Annotated in this window: 20 protein-coding genes; 8 read left to right on the top strand and 12 right to left on the bottom strand. The window is 74.6% G+C overall.

Going from position 1 to position 19,034, the window contains the following annotated elements; all coding sequences use genetic code 11:
- Positions 1–74 precede the first annotated feature (74 nt).
- Positions 75–1,181, top strand: a complete 1,107-nt coding sequence (locus BM028_RS13830) for a glycosyltransferase family 9 protein (protein WP_092387173.1) — start codon at positions 75–77, stop codon at positions 1,179–1,181.
- Between the two features lie 54 nt (positions 1,182–1,235).
- On the opposite strand, the gene BM028_RS13825 is transcribed toward BM028_RS13830, so the two are convergent.
- The 7 genes from BM028_RS13825 to BM028_RS13795 are packed head-to-tail and all read right to left on the bottom strand — an operon-like array spanning position 1,236 to position 8,119.
- A complete protein-coding gene (locus tag BM028_RS13825) occupies positions 1,236–1,940 on the bottom strand; it encodes an SDR family oxidoreductase (protein ID WP_092387171.1) in 705 nt (234 codons plus the stop codon).
- A 38-nt stretch (positions 1,941–1,978) separates the two neighbouring features.
- A complete protein-coding gene (locus BM028_RS13820; protein ID WP_092387169.1) occupies positions 1,979–3,460 on the bottom strand; it encodes a PfkB family carbohydrate kinase in 1,482 nt (493 codons plus the stop codon).
- Positions 3,457–4,080 (bottom strand): D-sedoheptulose-7-phosphate isomerase, encoded by a 624-nt coding sequence (locus tag BM028_RS13815; RefSeq protein WP_071294657.1) that lies wholly within the window; start codon positions 4,078–4,080, stop codon positions 3,457–3,459. Before BM028_RS13815 ends, BM028_RS13820 begins: the two co-directional genes overlap by 4 nt.
- A complete protein-coding gene (locus BM028_RS13810) occupies positions 4,077–5,441 on the bottom strand; it encodes a glycosyltransferase (RefSeq protein WP_092387167.1) in 1,365 nt (454 codons plus the stop codon). Before BM028_RS13810 ends, BM028_RS13815 begins: the two co-directional genes overlap by 4 nt.
- Positions 5,438–6,439, bottom strand: a complete 1,002-nt coding sequence (locus tag BM028_RS13805) for a glycosyltransferase (protein ID WP_092387165.1) — start codon at positions 6,437–6,439, stop codon at positions 5,438–5,440. Before BM028_RS13805 ends, BM028_RS13810 begins: the two co-directional genes overlap by 4 nt.
- A 52-nt stretch (positions 6,440–6,491) precedes the next feature.
- Positions 6,492–7,571, bottom strand: coding sequence for a glycosyltransferase family 9 protein (locus BM028_RS13800; RefSeq protein WP_092387163.1), 1,080 nt, complete (start codon positions 7,569–7,571; stop codon positions 6,492–6,494).
- A complete protein-coding gene (locus BM028_RS13795) occupies positions 7,568–8,119 on the bottom strand; it encodes an HAD-IIIA family hydrolase (protein ID WP_092387161.1) in 552 nt (183 codons plus the stop codon). The genes BM028_RS13800 and BM028_RS13795 overlap by 4 nt, the downstream gene beginning before the upstream one ends.
- Positions 8,120–8,219: 100 nt before the next feature.
- Between BM028_RS13795 and BM028_RS13790 the strand changes: the two genes are divergently transcribed.
- From BM028_RS13790 to BM028_RS13780, 3 genes are all read left to right on the top strand, one after another.
- Positions 8,220–9,203, top strand: a complete 984-nt coding sequence (locus tag BM028_RS13790; RefSeq protein ID WP_092387159.1) for a glycosyltransferase family 9 protein — start codon at positions 8,220–8,222, stop codon at positions 9,201–9,203.
- Between the two features lie 50 nt (positions 9,204–9,253).
- Positions 9,254–9,610 (top strand): PRC-barrel domain-containing protein, encoded by a 357-nt coding sequence (locus tag BM028_RS13785; protein ID WP_070418952.1) that lies wholly within the window; start codon positions 9,254–9,256, stop codon positions 9,608–9,610.
- Positions 9,611–9,727: 117 nt separating this feature from the next.
- Positions 9,728–10,747 (top strand): SGNH/GDSL hydrolase family protein, encoded by a 1,020-nt coding sequence (locus BM028_RS13780; RefSeq protein WP_071294662.1) that lies wholly within the window; start codon positions 9,728–9,730, stop codon positions 10,745–10,747.
- Here BM028_RS13780 and BM028_RS13775 read toward each other — a convergent pair.
- Positions 10,699–11,607, bottom strand: a complete 909-nt coding sequence (locus BM028_RS13775; protein ID WP_175496081.1) for a universal stress protein — start codon at positions 11,605–11,607, stop codon at positions 10,699–10,701. The genes BM028_RS13780 and BM028_RS13775 overlap by 49 nt on opposite strands.
- A 97-nt stretch (positions 11,608–11,704) precedes the next feature.
- Between BM028_RS13775 and BM028_RS13770 the strand changes: the two genes are divergently transcribed.
- The gene (locus BM028_RS13770; RefSeq protein ID WP_092387156.1) at positions 11,705–12,157 is read left to right on the top strand and encodes an NUDIX hydrolase; all 453 of its coding nucleotides are present in this window, start codon (positions 11,705–11,707) and stop codon (positions 12,155–12,157) included.
- 111 nt (positions 12,158–12,268) lie between these two features.
- Positions 12,269–14,317 carry a carboxypeptidase-like regulatory domain-containing protein gene (locus BM028_RS13765; RefSeq protein WP_092387154.1) on the top strand — a complete coding sequence of 683 codons (2,049 nt, stop codon included), beginning with the start codon at positions 12,269–12,271 and terminating at the stop codon, positions 14,315–14,317.
- 62 nt (positions 14,318–14,379) lie between these two features.
- Here the strand turns inward: BM028_RS13765 and BM028_RS13760 are convergent, their stop codons facing one another.
- The gene (locus BM028_RS13760) at positions 14,380–15,741 is read right to left on the bottom strand and encodes an MFS transporter (RefSeq protein WP_092387152.1); all 1,362 of its coding nucleotides are present in this window, start codon (positions 15,739–15,741) and stop codon (positions 14,380–14,382) included.
- A gap of 241 nt (positions 15,742–15,982) precedes the next feature.
- Positions 15,983–17,029 carry a hypothetical protein gene (locus BM028_RS13755; protein WP_092387150.1) on the bottom strand — a complete coding sequence of 349 codons (1,047 nt, stop codon included), beginning with the start codon at positions 17,027–17,029 and terminating at the stop codon, positions 15,983–15,985.
- A gap of 90 nt (positions 17,030–17,119) precedes the next feature.
- Between BM028_RS13755 and BM028_RS13750 the strand changes: the two genes are divergently transcribed.
- Positions 17,120–17,323, top strand: coding sequence for a hypothetical protein (locus BM028_RS13750; RefSeq protein ID WP_070418960.1), 204 nt, complete (start codon positions 17,120–17,122; stop codon positions 17,321–17,323).
- A gap of 24 nt (positions 17,324–17,347) precedes the next feature.
- Here the strand turns inward: BM028_RS13750 and BM028_RS13745 are convergent, their stop codons facing one another.
- Both BM028_RS13745 and BM028_RS13740 read right to left on the bottom strand, forming a co-directional pair.
- Complete coding sequence (locus BM028_RS13745; RefSeq protein WP_092387148.1) at positions 17,348–18,085, bottom strand: YidC/Oxa1 family membrane protein insertase; 738 nt, start codon at positions 18,083–18,085, stop codon at positions 17,348–17,350.
- Positions 18,086–18,152: 67 nt separating this feature from the next.
- A complete protein-coding gene (locus BM028_RS13740; RefSeq protein ID WP_070418962.1) occupies positions 18,153–18,428 on the bottom strand; it encodes a hypothetical protein in 276 nt (91 codons plus the stop codon).
- 67 nt (positions 18,429–18,495) lie between these two features.
- Here BM028_RS13740 and ybaK point away from each other — a divergent pair, with 67 nt between their 5' ends.
- On the top strand, positions 18,496–18,981 hold the full coding sequence (gene ybaK / locus BM028_RS13735) for a Cys-tRNA(Pro) deacylase (RefSeq protein WP_070418963.1): 486 nt from the start codon (positions 18,496–18,498) through the stop codon (positions 18,979–18,981).
- The last annotated feature ends 53 nt before the right edge of the window (positions 18,982–19,034 follow it).

The following is a 19,034-nucleotide window of genomic DNA, read 5'->3' as shown; positions in this document are numbered from 1 at the left end:
ACGGCATCGCGTTTCTCGTCCATCCGAGCCCGCTGCTGGACGTCCGGGCGGCCCCCGGTCGGTAGACGGGACGGGTGCAACTGATCGGCAACGGTGGAGAACGGTTCGACGACGTCCGCGAGATCGGGGTGCTCCGGGGCGGGGGCCTCGGCGACCTGCTCTTCGCGGTGCCGGCGCTCGAGGCCCTGGCAGCGGCGTACCCCGACGCGCGCATCACCCTGCTCGGCACGCCGACTGCCCCGGCGGTGCTGCGCGGCCGGACCGACGCCGTGCACGCGTTCGAGGAGCTGCCGGTCGTCCCGGGCGTCCGGGACTCCGGCGAGGGTGCCCCGACCCTCGCGGACTTCGAGTCGCGGCTCGCCGGGCGCTTCGACCTCGCCGTGCAGCTGCACGGGGGCGGACGGAACTCGAACCCGTTCCTCCTCCGGCTCGGCGCCCGGCACACGGTCGGCACCGCCACCGAGGACGCCGAGGTCACAGAGCGCTGGGTCCGCTACGTCTACTACCAGCACGAGGTCCTCCGGGCCCTCGAGGTCGTCTCGCTCGCCGGTGCCGCACCGGTGACCCTCGACCCCCGCGTGCGCGTCTCCGACGAGGAGCGCGTGGCGGTCCGCGACCGGCTCGGCGTCCGCACCGCGTCGGACCGCAGCGGGCGGCTCGTCGTGATCCACCCGGGGGCCACCGATCCGCGGCGCCGCTGGAGCCCGGACCGGTTCGCCGCGGTCGCCCGGGCTCGGCTCGCCGCCGGTGACGACGTCTTCCTCGTCGGTGACGCCACGGACGTGCCCGCGGCGGCAGCGATCCGGGCCGCGCTGCCCGCCGACACCGCGGACCGCGTGCACGACCGCACCGGCGCGCTCCCGCTCACCGACCTTCCGGCGGTCCTCGCGGCGGCGGACGTCATGGTCGGCGACGACTCCGGCCCGCGGCACCTCGCCGTGGCCGTGGGCACCCCGACGGTGGGCGTGTTCTGGTTCGGCAACGTGGTGAACGCCGGTCCGTTCGACCGCGGTCGGCACCGCGTCCACCTCTCGTACGTGACGCGGTGCCCGGTGTGCGGGGTCGACGTGACGCAGGTCGGGTGGACGGCCGAGCGCTGCGCGCACGACCCGTCCTACGTCGACGAGGTCGAGCCGCAGGCCGTGCTCGACGACGTCGCGGACCTGCTCCGCACCACGTGACTGGAGGCGCGGTGCGGGCCCGCACCGCGCCTCCCGTCCGTCAGACGGTCGCGTCTACGGCCAGCTCGGCTCCGTCGCCGGCATGATCGACAGCTCGCGGATCTCGCAGCCGGCCGGCTGCGCGAGCGCGAACAGGATCGCGTTCGCGACGTACTCCGGCTCGATGAGCTGCGCGTCCGGCCCGGGCTTGTACTGCTCCGTGCGGTCGGCGAAGAAGTTCGTCCGCATGCCCGCCGGGATCACGTTCGTGACGCCGACGCTGCCGCCGGTCTCGGCGGCGAGGGCCTGCGAGAACCCGCGGACGCCGAACTTCGACGCCGAGTAGGCGGTGCCGTCCCCGACGCCGCGGAGGGCGAGCGACGAGGAGACCGTGACGACCCGACCGTGCGACGCCTCGAGCGCGGGCAGCGCCGCACGGACGACGGCCGCCGTGCCGAGCAGGTTGACGGCGACGATCCGCTCCCAGTCGCCGGACGAGATGCCGCCGATCGGTGCGGGCTTGTCGATCCCCGCCGCGGTCACGACGGCGTCGAGGCCGCCGTGCCGCTCCGCTGCCTCGCGCACGGCTCGCTCGGTCGCCTCGGTGTCGGTGACGTCGACCGCGACGGCGTCGAGGCTGTCCGGGACGGCATCGATCCGGAGGTCGAGGACGATCGGCGTGCCGCCGGCCTCGGTGACCGCGGCGACGACGGCGGCCCCGAGGCCGGAGGCGCCGCCGGTGACGAGGACACGGCCGATGGGGGTGGTGGGGACGGGCATGGACTTCCTTCCGTGGTGGGGTGGTGGGGCGTGCCGGCTCAGCCGACGTGTTCGAGGGCCGCCGCGAGTCGCGTGGTCGACCGGCCGGGGTGGAACGGGACCGTCACGACGCGGCCGCCCCACTCGGCGAGGGTGTGCGACTCCGGGAGCTCGGCCTCGGTGTAGTCGCCGCCCTTCGCCCAGACGTCCGGACGGAAGCGGCGCAGGGCCTCGTCGGGCGTGTGCTCGTCGAAGACCACGACGGCGTCGACGCAGTCCAGCGCGAGGAGCAGCTCGACGCGGTCGTCCTGGCCCATGATCGGCCGGTCGGGGCCCTTGAGCGCCCGGACCGAGTCGTCGGAGTTCAGGCAGACCACCAGGCAGTCCCCGAGCGCCCGGGCTGCCGAGAGCGTGCGGGCGTGCCCGGCGTGCAGGAGGTCGAAGCAGCCACCGGTGGCGACCACGGTCCCGCCCGCGTTCCGCACGTCGTGCACGAGGCGCATCGCGTCGCGGTCGGCGCCGGGGACGCGCACGGGGGCCGGACCCTCCTGGGCGAAGAGCGCCGTGACGCCACCCGCGGCGAGGTACTCGGAGGCCGCGGTCACCCCGGCGGTGAGGGCTTCGGCGACGTCGGCTCCCGAGGCGAGGGCGACGGCCACACCGGCGGCGAGACGGTCGCCCGCGCCGCAGGGATCGCCCGCGGTGACGGAGGGTGCCGGGACGAAGCGGTTGCCGTCCCTGCTGCTCGCGACGAGCGCGCCGCGGTCGCCGAGCGTCACGGCGACGGCGTCGACGCGCCACGTTGCGACCAGGTGGGCCGCTGCCGCAGTGGCGAAGGTGACGTCCGCGCTGCCGGCGCTGCCCGCGCCCGCGTGGGGTGCCACGACCGCGTCGGCGGTGAACCGGCGCGCCTCGGCGGAGTTCGGGGTCACGACCGCGACTCCGGCGACCGGAGTGGCGCCCTTCGGGTGCGGGTCCCAGACGACGGGGGTGCTCCGGGCCGCCCGGGCGAGGGCCTCCCGCATGGTCGGGGCGGCGGCGACCCCGCGGCCGTAGTCGGCGACGACGACGGCGTCGACCCCGTCGAGGGCGGCGGTCATCGCGTCGGTGACGTCCGGGACGGGCGGGGTGCCGCACCCCTCGTCGATCCGCACGAGGGCGTGGTCGACGACGCGCACGCGGGTCTTCACGGGCGTGGGCGCTCCGGACGGACCCGCGACGACGGTGACGTCCGGGAGCAGGCTGCGGATCTCCGGTCCCCTGGAGTCGTCGGAGAGCACGGTGACGAGGGTCACGTCGTGGCCGTCGCGCGCGAGCATCGTCGCCACGAGGCCTGCGCCACCGGCACGGCGGTCGTCGGTGCGGACGTCGACGACGGGCACGGGCGCGTCGGGGCTGAGGCGCTCGCTCGTGCCGGAGACGTCGACGTCGAGCAGGGTGTCCCCGACGACGGCGATGCGGAGCCGCGGAGCGGTCGCGGACCCGTGCGGCACGGTGGGGTTCCCGCGCGGCACGGTGGGGTTCCCGTGCGGCCCGGTCATCGCCGTGCCCCGCGGCGGAGCGCCGGTTCCATCGCCCGGCACAGTGCGTGCACGAGGACGAGCTGCGCCTCCTGCACGTTCGCGGAGGGCCCGTCGATGCAGATCGCATCGTCGACCGCCTCGGCGAGCGGGTTCGGCCGCGGCCCGGTCATCGCGATCGTCCGGGCCCCGACGGCGCGGGCGGCCTCGGCGGCGCGGAGCAGGTTCGGGCTGCGGCCGCTCGTGCTCAGCAGGACGAGGACGTCGCCGGCCCGTGCGTGCGCCGAGACCTGTCGGGCGAAGACCTCGTCGAAGCCGTAGTCGTTCCCGATGGCCGTCACGGCGGAGGACTCGGCGTGCAGGGAGATTGCCGAGTACGCCGGGCGGTCCCCGTCGAAGCGACCGGTCAGCTCGGACGTGAGGTGCTGCGCCTCGGCCGCCGACCCGCCGTTGCCCGCGGCGAGCAACCGGCGTCCGGCGACGAGCCGCGCGGCGATGTCGTCCGCCCAGGCACCGATGTGGTCGCCGTGGTCGACGAGCGACGCGACCACGGGGACCGAGGCCGCCACGTGGTCGAGCACGATCCGCGCACTGGCGCTGGTGCGCTCGTCGACGGTCCCCGTGCGTTGGTCGATGGTCATCGTGCCGTCCTCTCGGTGGACAGGGTGGAGCGGGCGGTCCGTCCGGCCCGTGGACCGCGGGTCTCGGTGTCGATCGGGGCGAGGGCGTCGGGGGCGAGGGCGTCGGGGACGGGGGCGGCGACCGACCGGCTGCCGGCGAGCAGCCGCTCGTAGACCCGCTCGCTGTCCGCAGCGACCTTCTGCCACGTGTAGCGCGACTCGGCACGCTCGCGGCCGGCCCGTCCGTACTGCGCCCGTCGGTCGGGGTCGTCGAGCAGACCGCCGACGGCCGCGGCGACGGCGTGCTCGTCGCGCGGGGGCACGTGCAGCCCGGTGGCGTCCTCGACGACGGTGTCGATCAGCCCCCCGACGCTCGACGCGACGACCGGGCGTCCGCACGCCATCGCCTCGAGCGGGACGATCCCGAACGGCTCGTACCAGGGCGCGCAGACGACGACGTCCGCGCTGCGGTAGACCGCCGGCATGTCGTGCTGTCCGAGCTGGCCCCGGAAGGTGACGTGGTCGCGGACGCCGAGGGACCGCGCGAGCGCGTCGAGGCGCTGGTACTCCGGGTCGTCCGGGAGGTCGGCGCCGGCGACCCCGGCACCGCCGACGACGACGAGTTCGACATCGCGACCCTCGTGCACGAGCGCGGCGAGTGCGGCGATGGTGGTCCCGACGCCCTTGCGCCGGACGAGCCGCGACGCCGTGAGGATCCGGGCGGCACGGCCGCGCTCCTCCACGGGGAGACCGGCGCCCTCGGGTCGGAACAGCGACACGTCGACGCCGCAGGGCACCACGGAGATGCGGTGCAGCGGGACACCGAGCGCCTTCAGCTCGAACGCCTCGTCCGAGCACGTCGCCACGACCTGGTCGGCGCTGCGGCCCACCGCGGGCTCGAGCCACTCGCGCTCGGCCGGGCTCGTGTCGGCAGCGCCCTGGTGTCGGCGCTTCACGGCCCCGAGCGCGTGGAAGGTCTGGACGACCGGGATGCGGACGCCGCCGGTGCGCGCCTGGACCTGGGCGACGGCTTCGAGGGCCGCGTGCCCGGACATCCAGAAGTGCGCGTGCACGACGTCGGGCCGGTCGACGAACCACTCCGCGGCGAGCACCGACGCGAAGGTCCCCATGTACGGGAAGAGGTCGTCCTTCGGGACCGCCCGCGCGGGCCCGGCATCGACGTGCACGACCTCGACGCCGGGGCGGAGCAGGACGCGCACGGGCTGGTCGGTGTCGTCGCGTCGCGTGTACACCGTCACCCGGTGCCCGCGGTCCGCGAGCGCGCCCGACAGTTCGGCGACGTGCACGTTCTGCCCGCCGGCGTCGACCCCGCCGAGGACCGCGAGCGGACTCGCGTGCTCGGACACCATCGCGATCCTCATCGCGCACTCCCTTCCAGCGCGGCGGAGGCCGTGCGGTTCCGCGTCACGGCGCGCGTCACGGCGTCGTCGAGCAGGTCGTCCCAGTCCGCGGTGAAGCGGCCGAGTGCATGCCGCGCGAGCGCGGCCTCGCGGGCGACGGCACCCCGTCGGCGCGCTTCGTCCGGGTCCTCGAGCAGGGTCCTGGAGGCGCGGACCAGCTCCTCGACGTCCGTCGCGATCGCGCCCGCCTCGGCCGGGACCGTGCGGGCCGCGTCCGTCGTCGCCAGGACCAGGACCGGCATCGCCAGGTGCATCGCCTCGATGAGCGACAGGCCGAGGGACGTCCACCGGTTCGGGTGCACGTACGCCCGGCGCTCGGCGAGGGCGGCGTGCATCGGGTCGGCGGGCACGTCGCCGCGGGCGACCACACGGTCGCCGAAGTCGAGTTCGGGCAGGCGCTCGGTGCCCATGCCCCAGACGTCGACCGGCGCGACCGCGGCGAAGCGGGGGAGCAGGTCGGTCCCGACGACGCGGCTGCGGCGCACGGGTTCGTTGATGACGACGCCGAGTCGGTCGAGCGTGCCGGTGTACCGGGGCCCGGGGTCGACGACGCCGTGCTCGACGACCGTGGTCCGCGTCGAGCCGCAGTCCCACATGAGCGCGTTCCAGTGCGTGACGTGGGCGATGGTGACGTCGTCGCGGTCCCGCAGCGGGTGGCGGCTGTTCGGCACGTCCACACGGGGTGCGTTGTGCTCGACGAACACCATCGGGACCTCGCGCCCGCCGAGCAGCCGGCGCGCCTCGTCGAGTTCCTCGGGCCGCTGCAGCACCACGACGTCGACCTCGGCGTCGGCGACGTCGGCCGGGTCGATCTCGACGACGGAGGCCGGCCAGGCGCGGTCGGCACGGCCGAGCCCCCAGGCGTCCCGGGCGGGCGTGGTCGGGACGAGGTACTCGTGCTGGCCGCGGACGAAGGCGTCCATCCAGCCGCCGTGCACGTGCCACACGAGGATCCGCATGCGGGGCCTTCCGGTCGGGATGAGGAGAAGAGGAGGAGGAGCAGTGCGGAAGCTACGCAGCACCTTCTGGCGTGCTCCGCAGACTTCTCCGGACCATCCGGGAAGCGCGGTCGAGCAGCCTCCGGTGCGCTTCGAGGACGTCCTCGATGCGCACGGAGGACAGGCACGGGTGCCCCGGCACCGGGCACGCTCGGGCTCGGCTGAGGCGACACGGAGCCCCCTGGTCGCCGAGCAGTTCGACGAGCGGTGCGTCCGGCGCCCACTTGACCGCCGGGACCACCGGCGAGAACAGGCTGACGATCGGCACGCCCACCGCTGCGGCGAGGTGCGCCGGCCCCGTGTTGCCCACGACGACGACCTCGGCACCGGCCAGGACCGCCGCGAGCTCGGCCGGCGTGGTGCGTCCGCCGAGGTCGATCGCGGTGTCGCCGGCGACCCGCGCCGTCAGGGCGCGCTCGCCCGGCGAGCCGGTGACGACGACGGCGGTGCCCTGCGCCGCGTACGCGGCGACGAGGGCCCGGTGACGGTCCTCCGGCCAGGCGCGGGCCGGGACGCTCGCGCCGGGGTGCACGACCACGTACCGGCCCAGCCCGGCCACCTCGGCAGGCGGGGCGACGTCGAGACGCACGCCGAGCCTCCTGGACGCACCCGACGGCAGTCGGAACCCGGCGGCCTCGGCGATGCGGAGGGCGCGCTCGGGTTCCGGGACGTCCTCGGGGAGGTCCTCGCCGGGTCGAAGCCGCACGTCGAGCAGTGAACCGGGGTGGTCGACGCTCGCGCCGGAGACGCGACGGACGCCCGCGAGGCGGAGCAGCAGCGCGACCGGCAACGGCGACTGGTGGAACGACGTGAGGACCACGGCCTCGTCCGGCGCCTCCTCGGCGACCAGGGCGCGGAAGTCGGCGAGCAGTGCGTCGTCGATCGGGCGGGCGGTCTCGGTGACCCACGGCGCCGCCCAGACCCGGACCCGGTCCACGCCGGGCAGCAGGTCCGCGGCGGGCGCACCCTGCGGCCCGCACAGCATCGTCACGTGGGACGCGCCGGCGGCCACGGCCCGGACGGCGGGCCCGGCGACGAGGACGTCGCCGAACGAGTCGAGCCGGACGACGAGGACCCGGGGTCCGGTTCTCACGACCGCACCGCCCGCACGTGGTCGAGGACGAGCGCCACGGCGTCCTCGAACGTCGCCGCGACCGTCGGCGCGGCGTCGACCTCCTCCTGCCGGGTGCGCGGTGTCGGGACCAGGACTGGCTGGGCGCCCGCGGCCAGAGCGGCGGCGACATCCGCGCCGATGTCGCCGACGACCACGAGCTCGGACGGGTCGAGGCCGAGTCGTCCGGCCGCGTCGAGGACCATCCCGGGCCGCGGCTTCCGGCACACGCAGTCGTCGTCGGCGTCGTGCGGGCAGACGCACCACACGTCGAAGGGTCCGACGAGTTCGTCCACCCGGGCGTTCGTGGCGTCGACCTGCTCGCGCGTCGCCATCCCCTTCGCGATCACCGACTGGTTCGTGACGACCCCGAGCGCCAGCCCGGCGGCACGGGCACGTGCCACCGCTCGACGCGCGCCGGGGACGGGCACCACCCGGTGCGGGTCGGCGTTGTACGGGACGTCGATGACGAGCGTGTCGTCCCGGTCGAAGAGGAGACCGCGCACGGTGCGGTCCGGAGCGAGGGCCATGCTCCTGACGTACCGACCGCGGGCCGGTGACGGGTTCAGGAACAGCCGCGGAACGCGTTCCCGGACGGGCGGGCGGGGGTGTTCGTCTACCGTCGGCGCGGTGACCGCCGACGACACCCTGCCCCCGTCCGACGGGCGCCCCGAGCTGCTCGTGCTCCGCGCCATCAAGCTCGGCGACCTGCTCGTCGCCGTGCCCGCACTGCACGCGCTGCGCCGCGCCTTCCCGGACCACCGGATCTCGCTCGCGACGACGGCCTGGCTGGCGCCCGTCGTGGAGCTCGTGCCCGACGTCGACGTGCACCTCGCCCAGCACGGTCTGGACCACCCGATTGGCGCACCCGCGGGCGCGGTCGACGTGGCCGTGAACCTGCACGGCGCCGGGCCGGAGTCGTCCGACCTCGTCGCCGCGCTCGGTGCCCGTCGGGTGATCGGCCACGCCGACCCCACGAACGGTTTCGACGGACCGGAGTGGCCCGACGCGGTGCACGAGCGCGACCGCTGGGCCGAGCTGCTCCGGTGGCACGGGATCGAAGCCGACCCCGACGACGTCGCGATCGCCCGTCCCGACGCGCGGCCGGTCGCCGAGGGTGCCGCGGTGGTGCACGTCGGCGCGTTCCACGGTGCGCGGCACTGGCCGACGGACCGCTTCGCCGCCGTGGTGCGCGGACTGCGTGAGCGCGGCCTCGACGTGGTGCTGACGGGAGGCGCGGACGACGTCGAGCGCGCCGCCGCCGTCGCGCAGGCGGCCGGGCTGGCGCCGGGGGCGGTCCTGGCCGGCGTGCTCGCACTGCAGGACTTCGCGGGCGTGATCGCGGCCGCACGGCTCGTCGTGACGGTCGACACCGGCGCCGCGCACCTCGCGTCCGCCTACGGCGTCCCGTCGGTGGTCGTCTTCGGTCCGGCGCCGCCGGAGGCGTGGGGGCCTCCGGCCTCCGGTCCGCACGTCGTCCTCACCGACGCCTCGGTGCGGCGCGGCGACGTCTTCGCCGAGGACCCGGACCCCGCGCTGCTCGCCATCGGGCCCGACGACGTGCTCGCCGCGGTGGACTCGCTCGGCGTGACCGACCCGTCCGCGGCCCGGTAGCGTCGACGGAGAGCGACCCGGACGCGCCGGGTGCTCGCGAGGAGGCGCACGTGTTCGAAGCCGCGAACATCCGGGACTGGATCGGCCTGCCGGTCGTCGACGAGGCGGACGACAAGGTCGGGACGCTCGAGAGCATCTACTACGACACCGCGACGTCCGAGCCCGCCTTCGGCGCGGTGACCACGGGGATGGTCGGCTTCCAGAAGCTCCTGTTCGTGCCCCTGACCGGAGCCCTCGTCGCGCCGAAGCACCTGCGTGTCGCGTACCCGAAGAAGACCATCAAGGCCGCGCCGACGATCGCGACCGACGGCGAGCTCGACGCGTCGCTCGAACCGGAGGTCTACCAGCACTACGGGCTCGAGTACCGCACCGGCAGCGGGGGAGAGCGGCGCCTGGGTCGTCGCTGACCGCGGCGCCCGGTCGGTCGCTGACCGCGGCAGCCGGGTCGACCGGTTAGCCTGGTCCGTCCGACCCGTCCCTGGAGGCCGAACCTGCTCCGCTCCGTCCGCTCGACGCTGCTCGCCGTGGTGGCGGCCTTCGTCGTGCTCGCCGGATCGGTCGCGGGTGGTGGTGCGGCGTCGGCTGCACCGATGTGGCCGGTCCCGCAGCCCTACCCGGTGACCGGTGTGCCGGCGGAGACGCTCGCGGACATCCCGCCGGGCAGCGAGTACGTCGCGCTCGGCGACTCGTACTCCGCGGGGTACGGGCTGTCCGACCCGACGCACCTGCCGACGAGTGCGTGCGGGCAGTCCGCCCAGGACTACCCGCACCGCATCGCCGCGCGCTTCGGGCTCGCCCTCACCGACGTCACGTGCGGCGGCGCCACGAGCGACGACGTCACGAGCGGCTTCCAGTTCAAGGGTGTGCCCCCGCAGATCCGGTCGCTGTCCGAACGCACCCGCCTGGTGACGCTGACGATCGGCGGGAACGACGCCGACCTCTTCGGCACGGCGGCGTCCTGCCTCGCGCTCTCGGCGAAGGGCCCGGTGTTCTCCGGACGCGACGCACCGTCCTGCCGGAGCACGCTCGTGACCGACGGCGAGGACCTGCTCGGCACGAAGATCGAGTCCCGCGTCGCCCTCGGCATCGCCGACACCCTCGCCACGGTCAAGGAAGCCGCGCCGAACGCGACGATCCTCTTCCTCGGGTACCCGGCGATCTTCCCGGACGCCGACCACACGCCGAAGGGCGGCTGCTTCCGGTCCGCCCTCGACCTCGGGACGCTCGCGGGGTCCTTCCCGACGAACTCGTACCCGTTCACGAACACCGACGTGCGGTACCTGCACGGGGTGCAGGAGGCGCTGAACGACGTCTCGGCGTCGGCGGCACGGGCGGCCGGGGTCCGGTTCGTGGACGTGTTCTCGTCCACCCAGGCGCACTCGGCGTGCGCGACGAAGAAGCCCTACGTGTCGGGCGTCTCGCTCGACGGCACCGGCGACCTGCGGCGGATCGACCTCGAGCCGGGCGCCCTGCACCCGAACACGCGGGGCGTCGCCTACCTCACGAAGCGCGTGGCCGCCGCCGCGCGCGACCTCGCCGGCTGACCGGTCGCGGCGGGGACCTCCGCGCTGCCGGCGTCGTGTGCGCCGTGCGCCGCCCGCGGGACCACGCACACCGGCGACGCGGTCTCCCGCAGGACGTCGTGCAGCACCGACCCCGAGAACGCCGTCACGTGCCCGAGGCCGAGCACGACGAGCGAGGCGCGGCGGGTGTGCGCGGCGATCGCGTGCCCCGGGTGCCCCTCGACGAGCAGCGGGTGGAACCGGACGCCGGGGTACCGAGCGGTCAGGTCCGTCGTGACCCGCTGCAGCAGCTCGGCGTTCCTGGTGCGCCACCGCATCGGGTCCTCGGCGAAGTCCGTGAGGCCCGTGCGGGTCAGCACCGGCATCTCCCAGGCACGCAGGAGCGTCACGCGACGGTGGAGTCGGTGCGCCTCGTCGACGGCGATCGCGAGGGCGCGTTCGTCGATCGGCTCCTCGACCGCGAGGACGACGTCGCCGTCGATCGGGTGCGGTCCCTCCGGCACGACGACCGTCGGCACCGCTGCACGTTCGGCGACCCGGGCCGGGTCCCCACCCGCCGTCGAACCGCGCCGGCCGCGGAAGGTCCCGACGACGAGCAGGTCGCCACCGTCCGACTCCTCGACGAGTGCCGCGGCGAAGGGCCCGGCGTGTCGACGCACCTCGACCCGGACGTCGGGCATCGCGCTGCGGGCAGCGTCCGCCAGGGCGTCGGCCACGCGCTTGCCGTCCGGACCGGTGCGCCCTTCGATCGCCGGGTCCACGCCGATGACCCGGATGCGTTCGATGCCCGTGCCGACCCGGGACGTGACCCAGTGCAGGGCTTCCTCGCGCGGCTTCGCCGCGTCGGCGGCCAGTGTGACCGTCGTCCACCGTTCGTCCATCCCGATCGACCTCCTCGTCCGGGGTCCTCCGGGGGCGTCGCCATGGCGCTCCTTGCGCTGCAAACTACTCCCGTTGCCCGCTGTGTAGCCTCGCGCTGTGGTGTTGAGCGCTGGACTCCTGCTGTACCGGGCCGACGACGCCGGCGTGCAGGTCTGGATCGCGCACATGGGCGGGCCGTTCTGGCGGAACCGCCCGCGCGCGTGGTCGATCCCGAAGGGGATCGTCGAGGGGGACGAGGACCCGCTCGACACCGCACGGCGCGAGTTCGCCGAGGAGATCGGGGTCGCCGCACCGGACGGACCGGTGACCGACCTCGGCGAGGTGCGGCAGGCGTCCGGCAAGCGCGTGCGGGTGTTCGCGGTCGACGCCCCGGGCTTCTCGGTCGATCGGGTGCGGTCGAACACGGCGCGGATCGAGCTGCCGCGGGGCTCCGGACGGTTCGTCGAGGTGCCGGAGGTCGACGACGCACGCTGGGTCCCGATCGACGAGGCGCGGTCGATGGTCGTCGCGGGACAGGTCGCGGCGTTGGACCGGCTGACCGCGGAGTGACCGGCTCCGGGCGCGTGTCACGAACACGTCTCGGTGTGGACGGACTTCGCGGTCGCTGGATAACCTGAGCGAGCGTCGTGGTGAGGCGGCGCCGAAACAGGGGAGTTCCACATGCGGCGTTGGCGCGCAGTCACCGCAGGGCTGACCGGGATCGTGCTCGGAGCGGGTCTGGCGATCGGGGGCGCCACGAGCGCGTCCGCCGCGCCGGCCGGCCACTGGGGCACGTTCACCGTCAGCGGGTCGAGCAAGGCCTACACGGGCACGATGACACTGCCGGGGTTCCCGGCGACGACGTTCTCGTCGAACTCACGGCAGTCCACCGTGATCAGCGGTGCCTCGACCTGGCAGGGGCCGTCGACGGGACCGGGCGCGGTGTACGGCTCGAGCCGCGGGAACACCTACATCAACCAGCGCCCGAACGCCGACTCGCCGACCTCGTCGGCAGCGTCGACCACGACCTACACCTTCGACGGTGCGACCCCGGGCAACGGCAGCTGGTCCTTCGTCCTCGGTGACGTCGACGCCGACCAGGCGACGATCTCCGCGACCGTCCAGGGCGGCGCAGCGGCGACCGCGGCACAGCTCGGCTACCAGAGCTCGTACAACTCGTGCTCGTCCGTCTCCGCCGGCGGATGGAGCTGCCCGGCCGATCCGGGCGGGGTCCCTGCTGGCCAGGACACCCCCACGTGGGACGCCGCGACCCGGACCCTGACGGGGAACGCGGCCGCCAACGACACCTCCGGCGCGACCGCGTGGTTCACGCCGACGGTCCCGCTCGAGACCCTGACGATCACCTACCAGCAGCGCAGCGGGTTCCCCGTCTACCAGACCTGGTTCGCCAACCGGACGGCGGCGATCACCGGCACCGCGACGCTCGACGACACCCCGATCCCCGGCGCGACCGTCACGGTGCAGGCACCCCGCGGCACGCTCTACACGACGACCACGGGCGCCGACGGCACCTACTCGTTCCCGGAGCTCCCGGTCATCGGCGGCTACACCGTGACGATCACGCCGCCGCCGAACGCCGACGGCACCCCGTCGACGACGACGTCCCTCAACACGGTTCCCGGCGGCGCCGACCAGGTCGTGGACTTCCCGTTCACCGCACCACAGGGCACCACCTCGGTGATCGGCACCGTGACCGACGCCGACGGCAACCCGGTGTCGAACGTCCCCGTGGTGATCGTCGACCCGTCCGACGGCGAGGAACTCGTCAACACGACGACGAACAGCGACGGCGTCTACACCGGTTCCGACCTGCCCGCCGGCACCGACCTCGGTGTCTCGGTCGGCGACGAGGACCCGACGACGATCACGACCGGACCGGCCGGTGGCGACCCCACCGCGCTCGACCCGATCGAGGCCCCCGCCGCGGTCATCGCGACCGTCACCGGTGTCGTCAGCCTCGACGGCGCTCCCGTCGCGGCCGGTCAGGTCGTGGAGCTGCTGCAGGGCACCACCGTCGTGGCCTCGACCACCACGGACGCCTCGGGCCGCTACACGTTCCACACCGCGGCCGGCACGTACACCGTCCGCACCACCGTCCCGGAGCCCGGCGCGACCGGCCCGACCCAGAACACCGGGGTCACCGTCGCCGGTGGCGCGAGCGCGGAGTCGAACCTGCCGTTCGCGACGCCCGCGGCGCCGGTCGTCACGACCACGGACCAGCCCGGCACGGTCACCGACACGAACGGCGACCCGGCCGCGGGCGTCGACGTCGTCGCGACCCCGACCGACCCGGAGGCCGGTGACCCCGTCCGGACCACCACGGGCACGGACGGGACGTTCGACCTCACCGGCCTCGCGCCCGAGACGGAGTACACCGTCGAGGTCGACGGCGCGGACCCGGTGACGATCACCACGCCCGCGAGCGGTTCGGCCGCGGCGCTGGCGATCACGGTCCCGGCCGCCGTCATGACCCCGACCCCGACGCCCACGCCGTCGGCTCCCGCTCCGGCTCCGACCCCCGGCGGCGGTTCCGGCACGACGCCGATCTCGTCCGGTGGCGGATCGACCACCGGCGGCGCGCTGGCGTACACGGGCGCCGACCTGACGCCGGGGCTCATCGCGGCGGGCGTGCTCGTGCTGCTCGGCGGCGGGCTGCTGACGTTCCGTGCGGTGCGCAACCGCCGCCGGACGTCGCACCTGCAGGACTGACCGCACGACGACGGGGCGGGGCCGGCGCTGCCGGTCCCGCCCCGTCGTGCGTGCGGGGCGCCTCAGCGCCGCCGACGCGTCGGCACCGAACCCGTCGCCACCGCGACCGACCCCGTCAGGGTCTGGATCGCCCGCGACACCACCGGCACCGAGGTCGTGACGACCGCGAGCGAGGACGTGATCGCCTCGATCGACGAGGTCGACAGGTGCTCCTGGTTGTGCGTGTGCACCGGGAAGCCCCGACGCGCCGCGATCACGACGCCGAGCGCCCCGACCAGCACGACGGCCCCGGCGAACGGCATGAACTGCAGCCCGACGACCCCGAGTGCCTGGCCGCCGATGGCCGCGCCGCCGGCGATGCCGATGTTCGACGCACCGTTGATGAGCGCACCCGCGATGTCGGGCGAGACACCGCCGGAGCGGATCGCCGCGGCCATGAAGAGCGTGCCGGTGGTGCCGTTCGCGGCCATCCACACACCGGCGACGACCATCGTGCCGAGCAGCGACCCGTGTACGAACGGCAGCACCGCGAACGCCGCTGCCATCACGGCGACGGCCGCGATGAGCGTCTGCCGCGGAGCCCGGTCGACGAACATGCCGGCGAGCCAGAGACCGACGACACCCGTGCCACCGAGGACGAGCAGCGCCCCGCTCACCATGTCGGCGTCGAGCCCGGCGTCGATCGCGTACGGCCCGATGTACGTGTAGACGACGTAGTGCCCGGCGAAGAGCAGCAGGTCGGCGATCACGACGGAGAGCAGTCCGGTGCGGGCCCAGGCCTTCGGGGATCCGATGTGCGGCGACGATGCGCCGCGGACGCTCGGCAGGAACAGGAGCGCGACGACGGCCAGTGCTGCTGCGGCGACGGCGACGGCACCGACGGCCGGGCGCCACCCGATCGACTGCGCGACCCAGGTCGCCACGGGCACGCCGATGACGAAGCCGAGCGAGCTGCCGGAGTACACGAACGCGATCGCGCGACCGGCGAGACGCGGCGGCACGATGCGCGTCGCGTAGGCCGAGGCGACCGAGAAGAAGAGTGCGTGTGCGACGCCGCCGACGATGCGGCCGGCGCAGACCACCGCGAAGGACGGCGCGAGCGCGATCATCACGTTCGACACCGTGTAGCCGATGAGCGTCGCCACGAGGACGGTCTTGCGGGGGAGCCGGGCGGTGAAGGACGTGAGCGGCAGCGCGAGGATCGCCACGGCGGCGGCGTACACCGTCACGACGATGCCCATGGTCGACTCGGAGACCCCGAGGTCGGCGCTCATGGTGCCGAGCAGCCCGACCGGCATGAGCTCGGTCGTGATCGCGAAGAACGTCGCGAGCCCGAGCACGGCGATGCCGACGATCGACTGCGTGGTGACGGTGATCGGCCGCGTGTTCGTCGACACGGCCGAGGTGGTGGTGTTGGTGGACACGATGCTGACCTCCTCCGGGGAACGGCGGAGCGCGCGTCGGTGTCGACGTGACGACGTGACGACGACCGGACCGGACGGTGCCGGCCGACGATGCGCGCTCGCTGTGGTGTGTGGATTGTGGGTACGACTCCACGGCGAGTGCGCTCTTCCAGTGTTGCACGCTGCAGCGAGGAGATGCGAGGGCCTTCGCCGAGAAAGTCCTAGGAGCGCTCCAACGCCGTCAGTGCCGAGACATTCCCGATCAGTTCTCGTTCGTCACGGTGCCCTGCACCCCGCCGCCCCGGAGGCTCAGCGTCAGCGTGCCGCTCATCGACTGCGCCGACAGCGAGACCGACCCGTGCAGCGCGTCCTGCCGCGGGTAGCACGCGGACGTCGACTCCAGCCGGTTCGCCGTCGCGACGAGGCAGATCGTCGAGCGGTCCGTCCCGACGCCGGCCCACACGCTCCAGGGCGTCTCGAACGAGCCGCCGTCGAGCGCACGGTTCGTGAAGATGAGCCGCGTCGTCCGGAGCGTGACCGGCGCCTCGACCGGTCCCGGCAGCTGGTCGGCGTAGGTCTGCGGCGCGTCGAGCAGGTCCTCGAGCGTGATCGTCCCGGCACTCGGCGTGACGCTCGGCGCCGCCGCCGGGTCCGGCCTCGAGGTCCCGACCACCGTCCCCGCCGCGAACGCCACGCCGACGGCCGCCGCGACGCCCAGCCCGATCCAGACGCGCGGCCGGGTGGTCCAGAGCACCCGTGCGGCTCGCGTCCGCCAGGCGCCGATGCGGTCCAGGAGGCTCGACCCGCCTCCGCCACGGTCGCCCGGCTCCGTCCCGTGGCCGGTCCCCACCCCGTGGTCCGGTCCGTCGGGGACCCCGCTCGTGTCGTCGGTCGCCGCCGGGTCGACCGGGCCCGGAGCATCCGCGGCGGCGGCCGCGCCCTGTGGTCCCGCGTCCGGTGTCCGCGGCCCCGGTGTCGACCGCACCGAGACCGGACCCGGTGCCGGCGTCGTGACCCGGTCGGCGACGGCTCCCGAGGAACCGGCGAGGGGCCGCGCACCGCCGGTGTGGAACGGGTTCGTCGTGCCGGACGTGACGGCCCGGTCGGAGCCGGCCGCGGAGGTCGGACGCGACCGCCCCGTCGACCGGGCCCGCGGGGAGACGGGAGCCGCGCCTCCTGGACCGCGCCGTCCTCGGCCGAGCCGCTCGAGGGCGAGCCGCGCTGCGGCCGCGTCGGTCTCGGACGCGGCACCACCCCATGCGAGCGCCTCGAGCCGTGCTCGTTCTGCTGCCACGTCGTCGTCGGCCATGCGCACTCCCGGTCCGGTCGCACTGTCCGCCCATCGTCCCACCGGCGCCGTGCGGGCGCGCACCCAGTTCGCGGGGCGTAGACGGGGATCATGAGCGACAAGCACGATCCCGACCCCGAGACCCTCGAGCCCCTGAGCCACGACGCGCAGTCCGGCGAGGCCGACTACGTCGCGACGAGCCCGGGCGGGACGGGCACCGAGCGGCACGTCCCCCTGCCGGACGAGGAGCAGGGACGCGGCACCGAGTACGACCCCGTCGACCAGGGCCCGCAGCAGGAGGGTCAGGGCGGCTGACACGCCCGCCGCCCGACCGCCACGTCAGGCGAGCACGCGTCGCAGCACCGCACGTTCCCCGAGCGTCCACGCGGCACTCGTGACGACGTAGAGTGCGGCGGCCAGGGGCGCGATCGCGGCGAACACCACCGTGACGAAGGGCGCCCACCGGCCGATCGCCGCCGTCGCACCCGCTCCCGGCACCGCGGCGTCCGGCACCGCCGCCGGGTTCCACCGCAGGTTCGCCCGCCGGGTGAGCTCGACCACGAGGGCGAGCACGGCGAGCAGGAGCACCACGACCCACGCGTGCCACCAGAGCGGCGAGGTCACGACGACCACGAGCGAGTGCCCAAGCGGGACGCCCGCGAGCGTGGCCGTCAGCAGGGTGTTCACCGTGCCGTCGATCGAGGCGTGCGTGAACAGCGTGTACAGGAGCGACAGCACCGGTGCCTGGGCGAGGACCGGCAGGCACCCGGCGAGCGGCGAGACCTTCTCGTTCGTGTAGAGCTCCTGCATCGCCCGCTGCAGCCGTTCGGCGTCCTTCGCGTGGCGCTTCCGGAGCGCGGCGATCTGTGGGGCGAGGCGTCGGCGGTCCCGTTCCGCGCGGACCTGCAGCACGGCGAGCGGGACGAGCACGGCCCGGACCACGAGGGTGAGCAGCACGACGGCGACGGCGGCGGCGAGCCCTCCGGCGACGGGGGAGAGCGCCGCGCTGGTGGCGGCGAGGAGGTCGGCGCCGCCGTGCAGCAGCGGCCCGACGAGGGGCAGGGTGGTGAGGTCCATGACGTTCCGATCGGTTCGGTGGGAGGGGTCGTTTGTACGGCCCGTCCACCGGTCGGTGGTCAGGGCCTCAGGCGACGGCTCCCGGTGCCCGGGGTCGGGCGTGCCCGTCGGCGTCGGGGTGGCTCCACGCGATCCGCGTCACGAGGTCGGCCGGGGCGCGGGACGAAAGCGACCGGACCGGCACCAGGCCGAGGACGATCGCGAGGACGCCGGCGACCAGCACCGCGACCGCCACGGCCGTGAGCCCGAGCGCGGCCACCGCGAGGAGCGGGACGGCACTGACCGACGGGTCGCCGAGCACCAGCGCGGCGGTGGCGCGCAGCAGGAGTTCGACGACGGTCATGGTCCGTTCAGGGTAACGCCCGCGCGCCGTCGTGGGGGAAGTGGCTGGTCACGGCAGGATCGTGCCCATGACCGCAGGTTCGCCGAGCACCCCAGCGACCGCCGCCCTCGAGCGGGCAGGGGTCGCGTACACGCCGCACGTGTACGAGCACCACGAGACCGCCACGAACTTCGGCGAGGAGGCCGCGGCCGCCCTCGGGCTCCGCGAGGAGCAGGTGTTCAAGACCCTCGTGGTGTCGGTCGACGGTGCCCTGGCCGTGGCGATCGTCCCGGTGGCGAACCGGCTCGACCTCAAGGCGATCGCGGCTGCCGTCGGCGGGAAGAAGGCGACGCTCGCGGACCCGGCCCTCGCCGAGAAGCGCACGGGCTACGTGGTGGGCGGGATCAGCCCGGTCGGGCAGAAGACGAAGCTGCCGACCGTGGTGGACGAGTCGGCGCTGTCCTACGCGAGCATCTTCGTGTCCGGCGGGCGTCGCGGCTTCGACATCGAGGTGTCCCCGGCGGACCTCGTGCGCATCACCGAGGCGACCGCAGCACCGATCGCACGGACCTGAGCCGGGTCGCCGCAAGTTTCTTCCACGACCGGGAATGACCCGGCCCCTCCTGC

Source organism: Curtobacterium sp. YR515, assembly GCF_900113095.1.
Classification (GTDB): domain Bacteria; phylum Actinomycetota; class Actinomycetes; order Actinomycetales; family Microbacteriaceae; genus Curtobacterium.
This window is presented reverse-complemented; position numbering and strand designations above follow the sequence as displayed.

Coding starts and splice junctions, on each gene's coding strand:
- BM028_RS13745 (WP_092387148.1), bottom strand. CDS start 18,085: ATGGACCTCACCACCCTGCCCCTCGTCGGGCCGCTGCTGCACGGCGGC.
- ybaK (WP_070418963.1), top strand. CDS start 18,496: ATGACCGCAGGTTCGCCGAGCACCCCAGCGACCGCCGCCCTCGAGCGG.
- BM028_RS13740 (WP_070418962.1), bottom strand. CDS start 18,428: ATGACCGTCGTCGAACTCCTGCTGCGCGCCACCGCCGCGCTGGTGCTC.
- BM028_RS13825 (WP_092387171.1), bottom strand. CDS start 1,940: ATGCCCGTCCCCACCACCCCCATCGGCCGTGTCCTCGTCACCGGCGGC.
- BM028_RS13805 (WP_092387165.1), bottom strand. CDS start 6,439: ATGCGGATCCTCGTGTGGCACGTGCACGGCGGCTGGATGGACGCCTTC.
- BM028_RS13750 (WP_070418960.1), top strand. CDS start 17,120: ATGAGCGACAAGCACGATCCCGACCCCGAGACCCTCGAGCCCCTGAGC.
- BM028_RS13755 (WP_092387150.1), bottom strand. CDS start 17,029: ATGGCCGACGACGACGTGGCAGCAGAACGAGCACGGCTCGAGGCGCTC.
- BM028_RS13815 (WP_071294657.1), bottom strand. CDS start 4,080: ATGACCATCGACCAACGCACGGGGACCGTCGACGAGCGCACCAGCGCC.
- BM028_RS13765 (WP_092387154.1), top strand. CDS start 12,269: ATGCGGCGTTGGCGCGCAGTCACCGCAGGGCTGACCGGGATCGTGCTC.
- BM028_RS13810 (WP_092387167.1), bottom strand. CDS start 5,441: ATGAGGATCGCGATGGTGTCCGAGCACGCGAGTCCGCTCGCGGTCCTC.
- BM028_RS13820 (WP_092387169.1), bottom strand. CDS start 3,460: ATGACCGGGCCGCACGGGAACCCCACCGTGCCGCGCGGGAACCCCACC.
- BM028_RS13795 (WP_092387161.1), bottom strand. CDS start 8,119: ATGGCCCTCGCTCCGGACCGCACCGTGCGCGGTCTCCTCTTCGACCGG.
- BM028_RS13775 (WP_175496081.1), bottom strand. CDS start 11,607: ATGGACGAACGGTGGACGACGGTCACACTGGCCGCCGACGCGGCGAAG.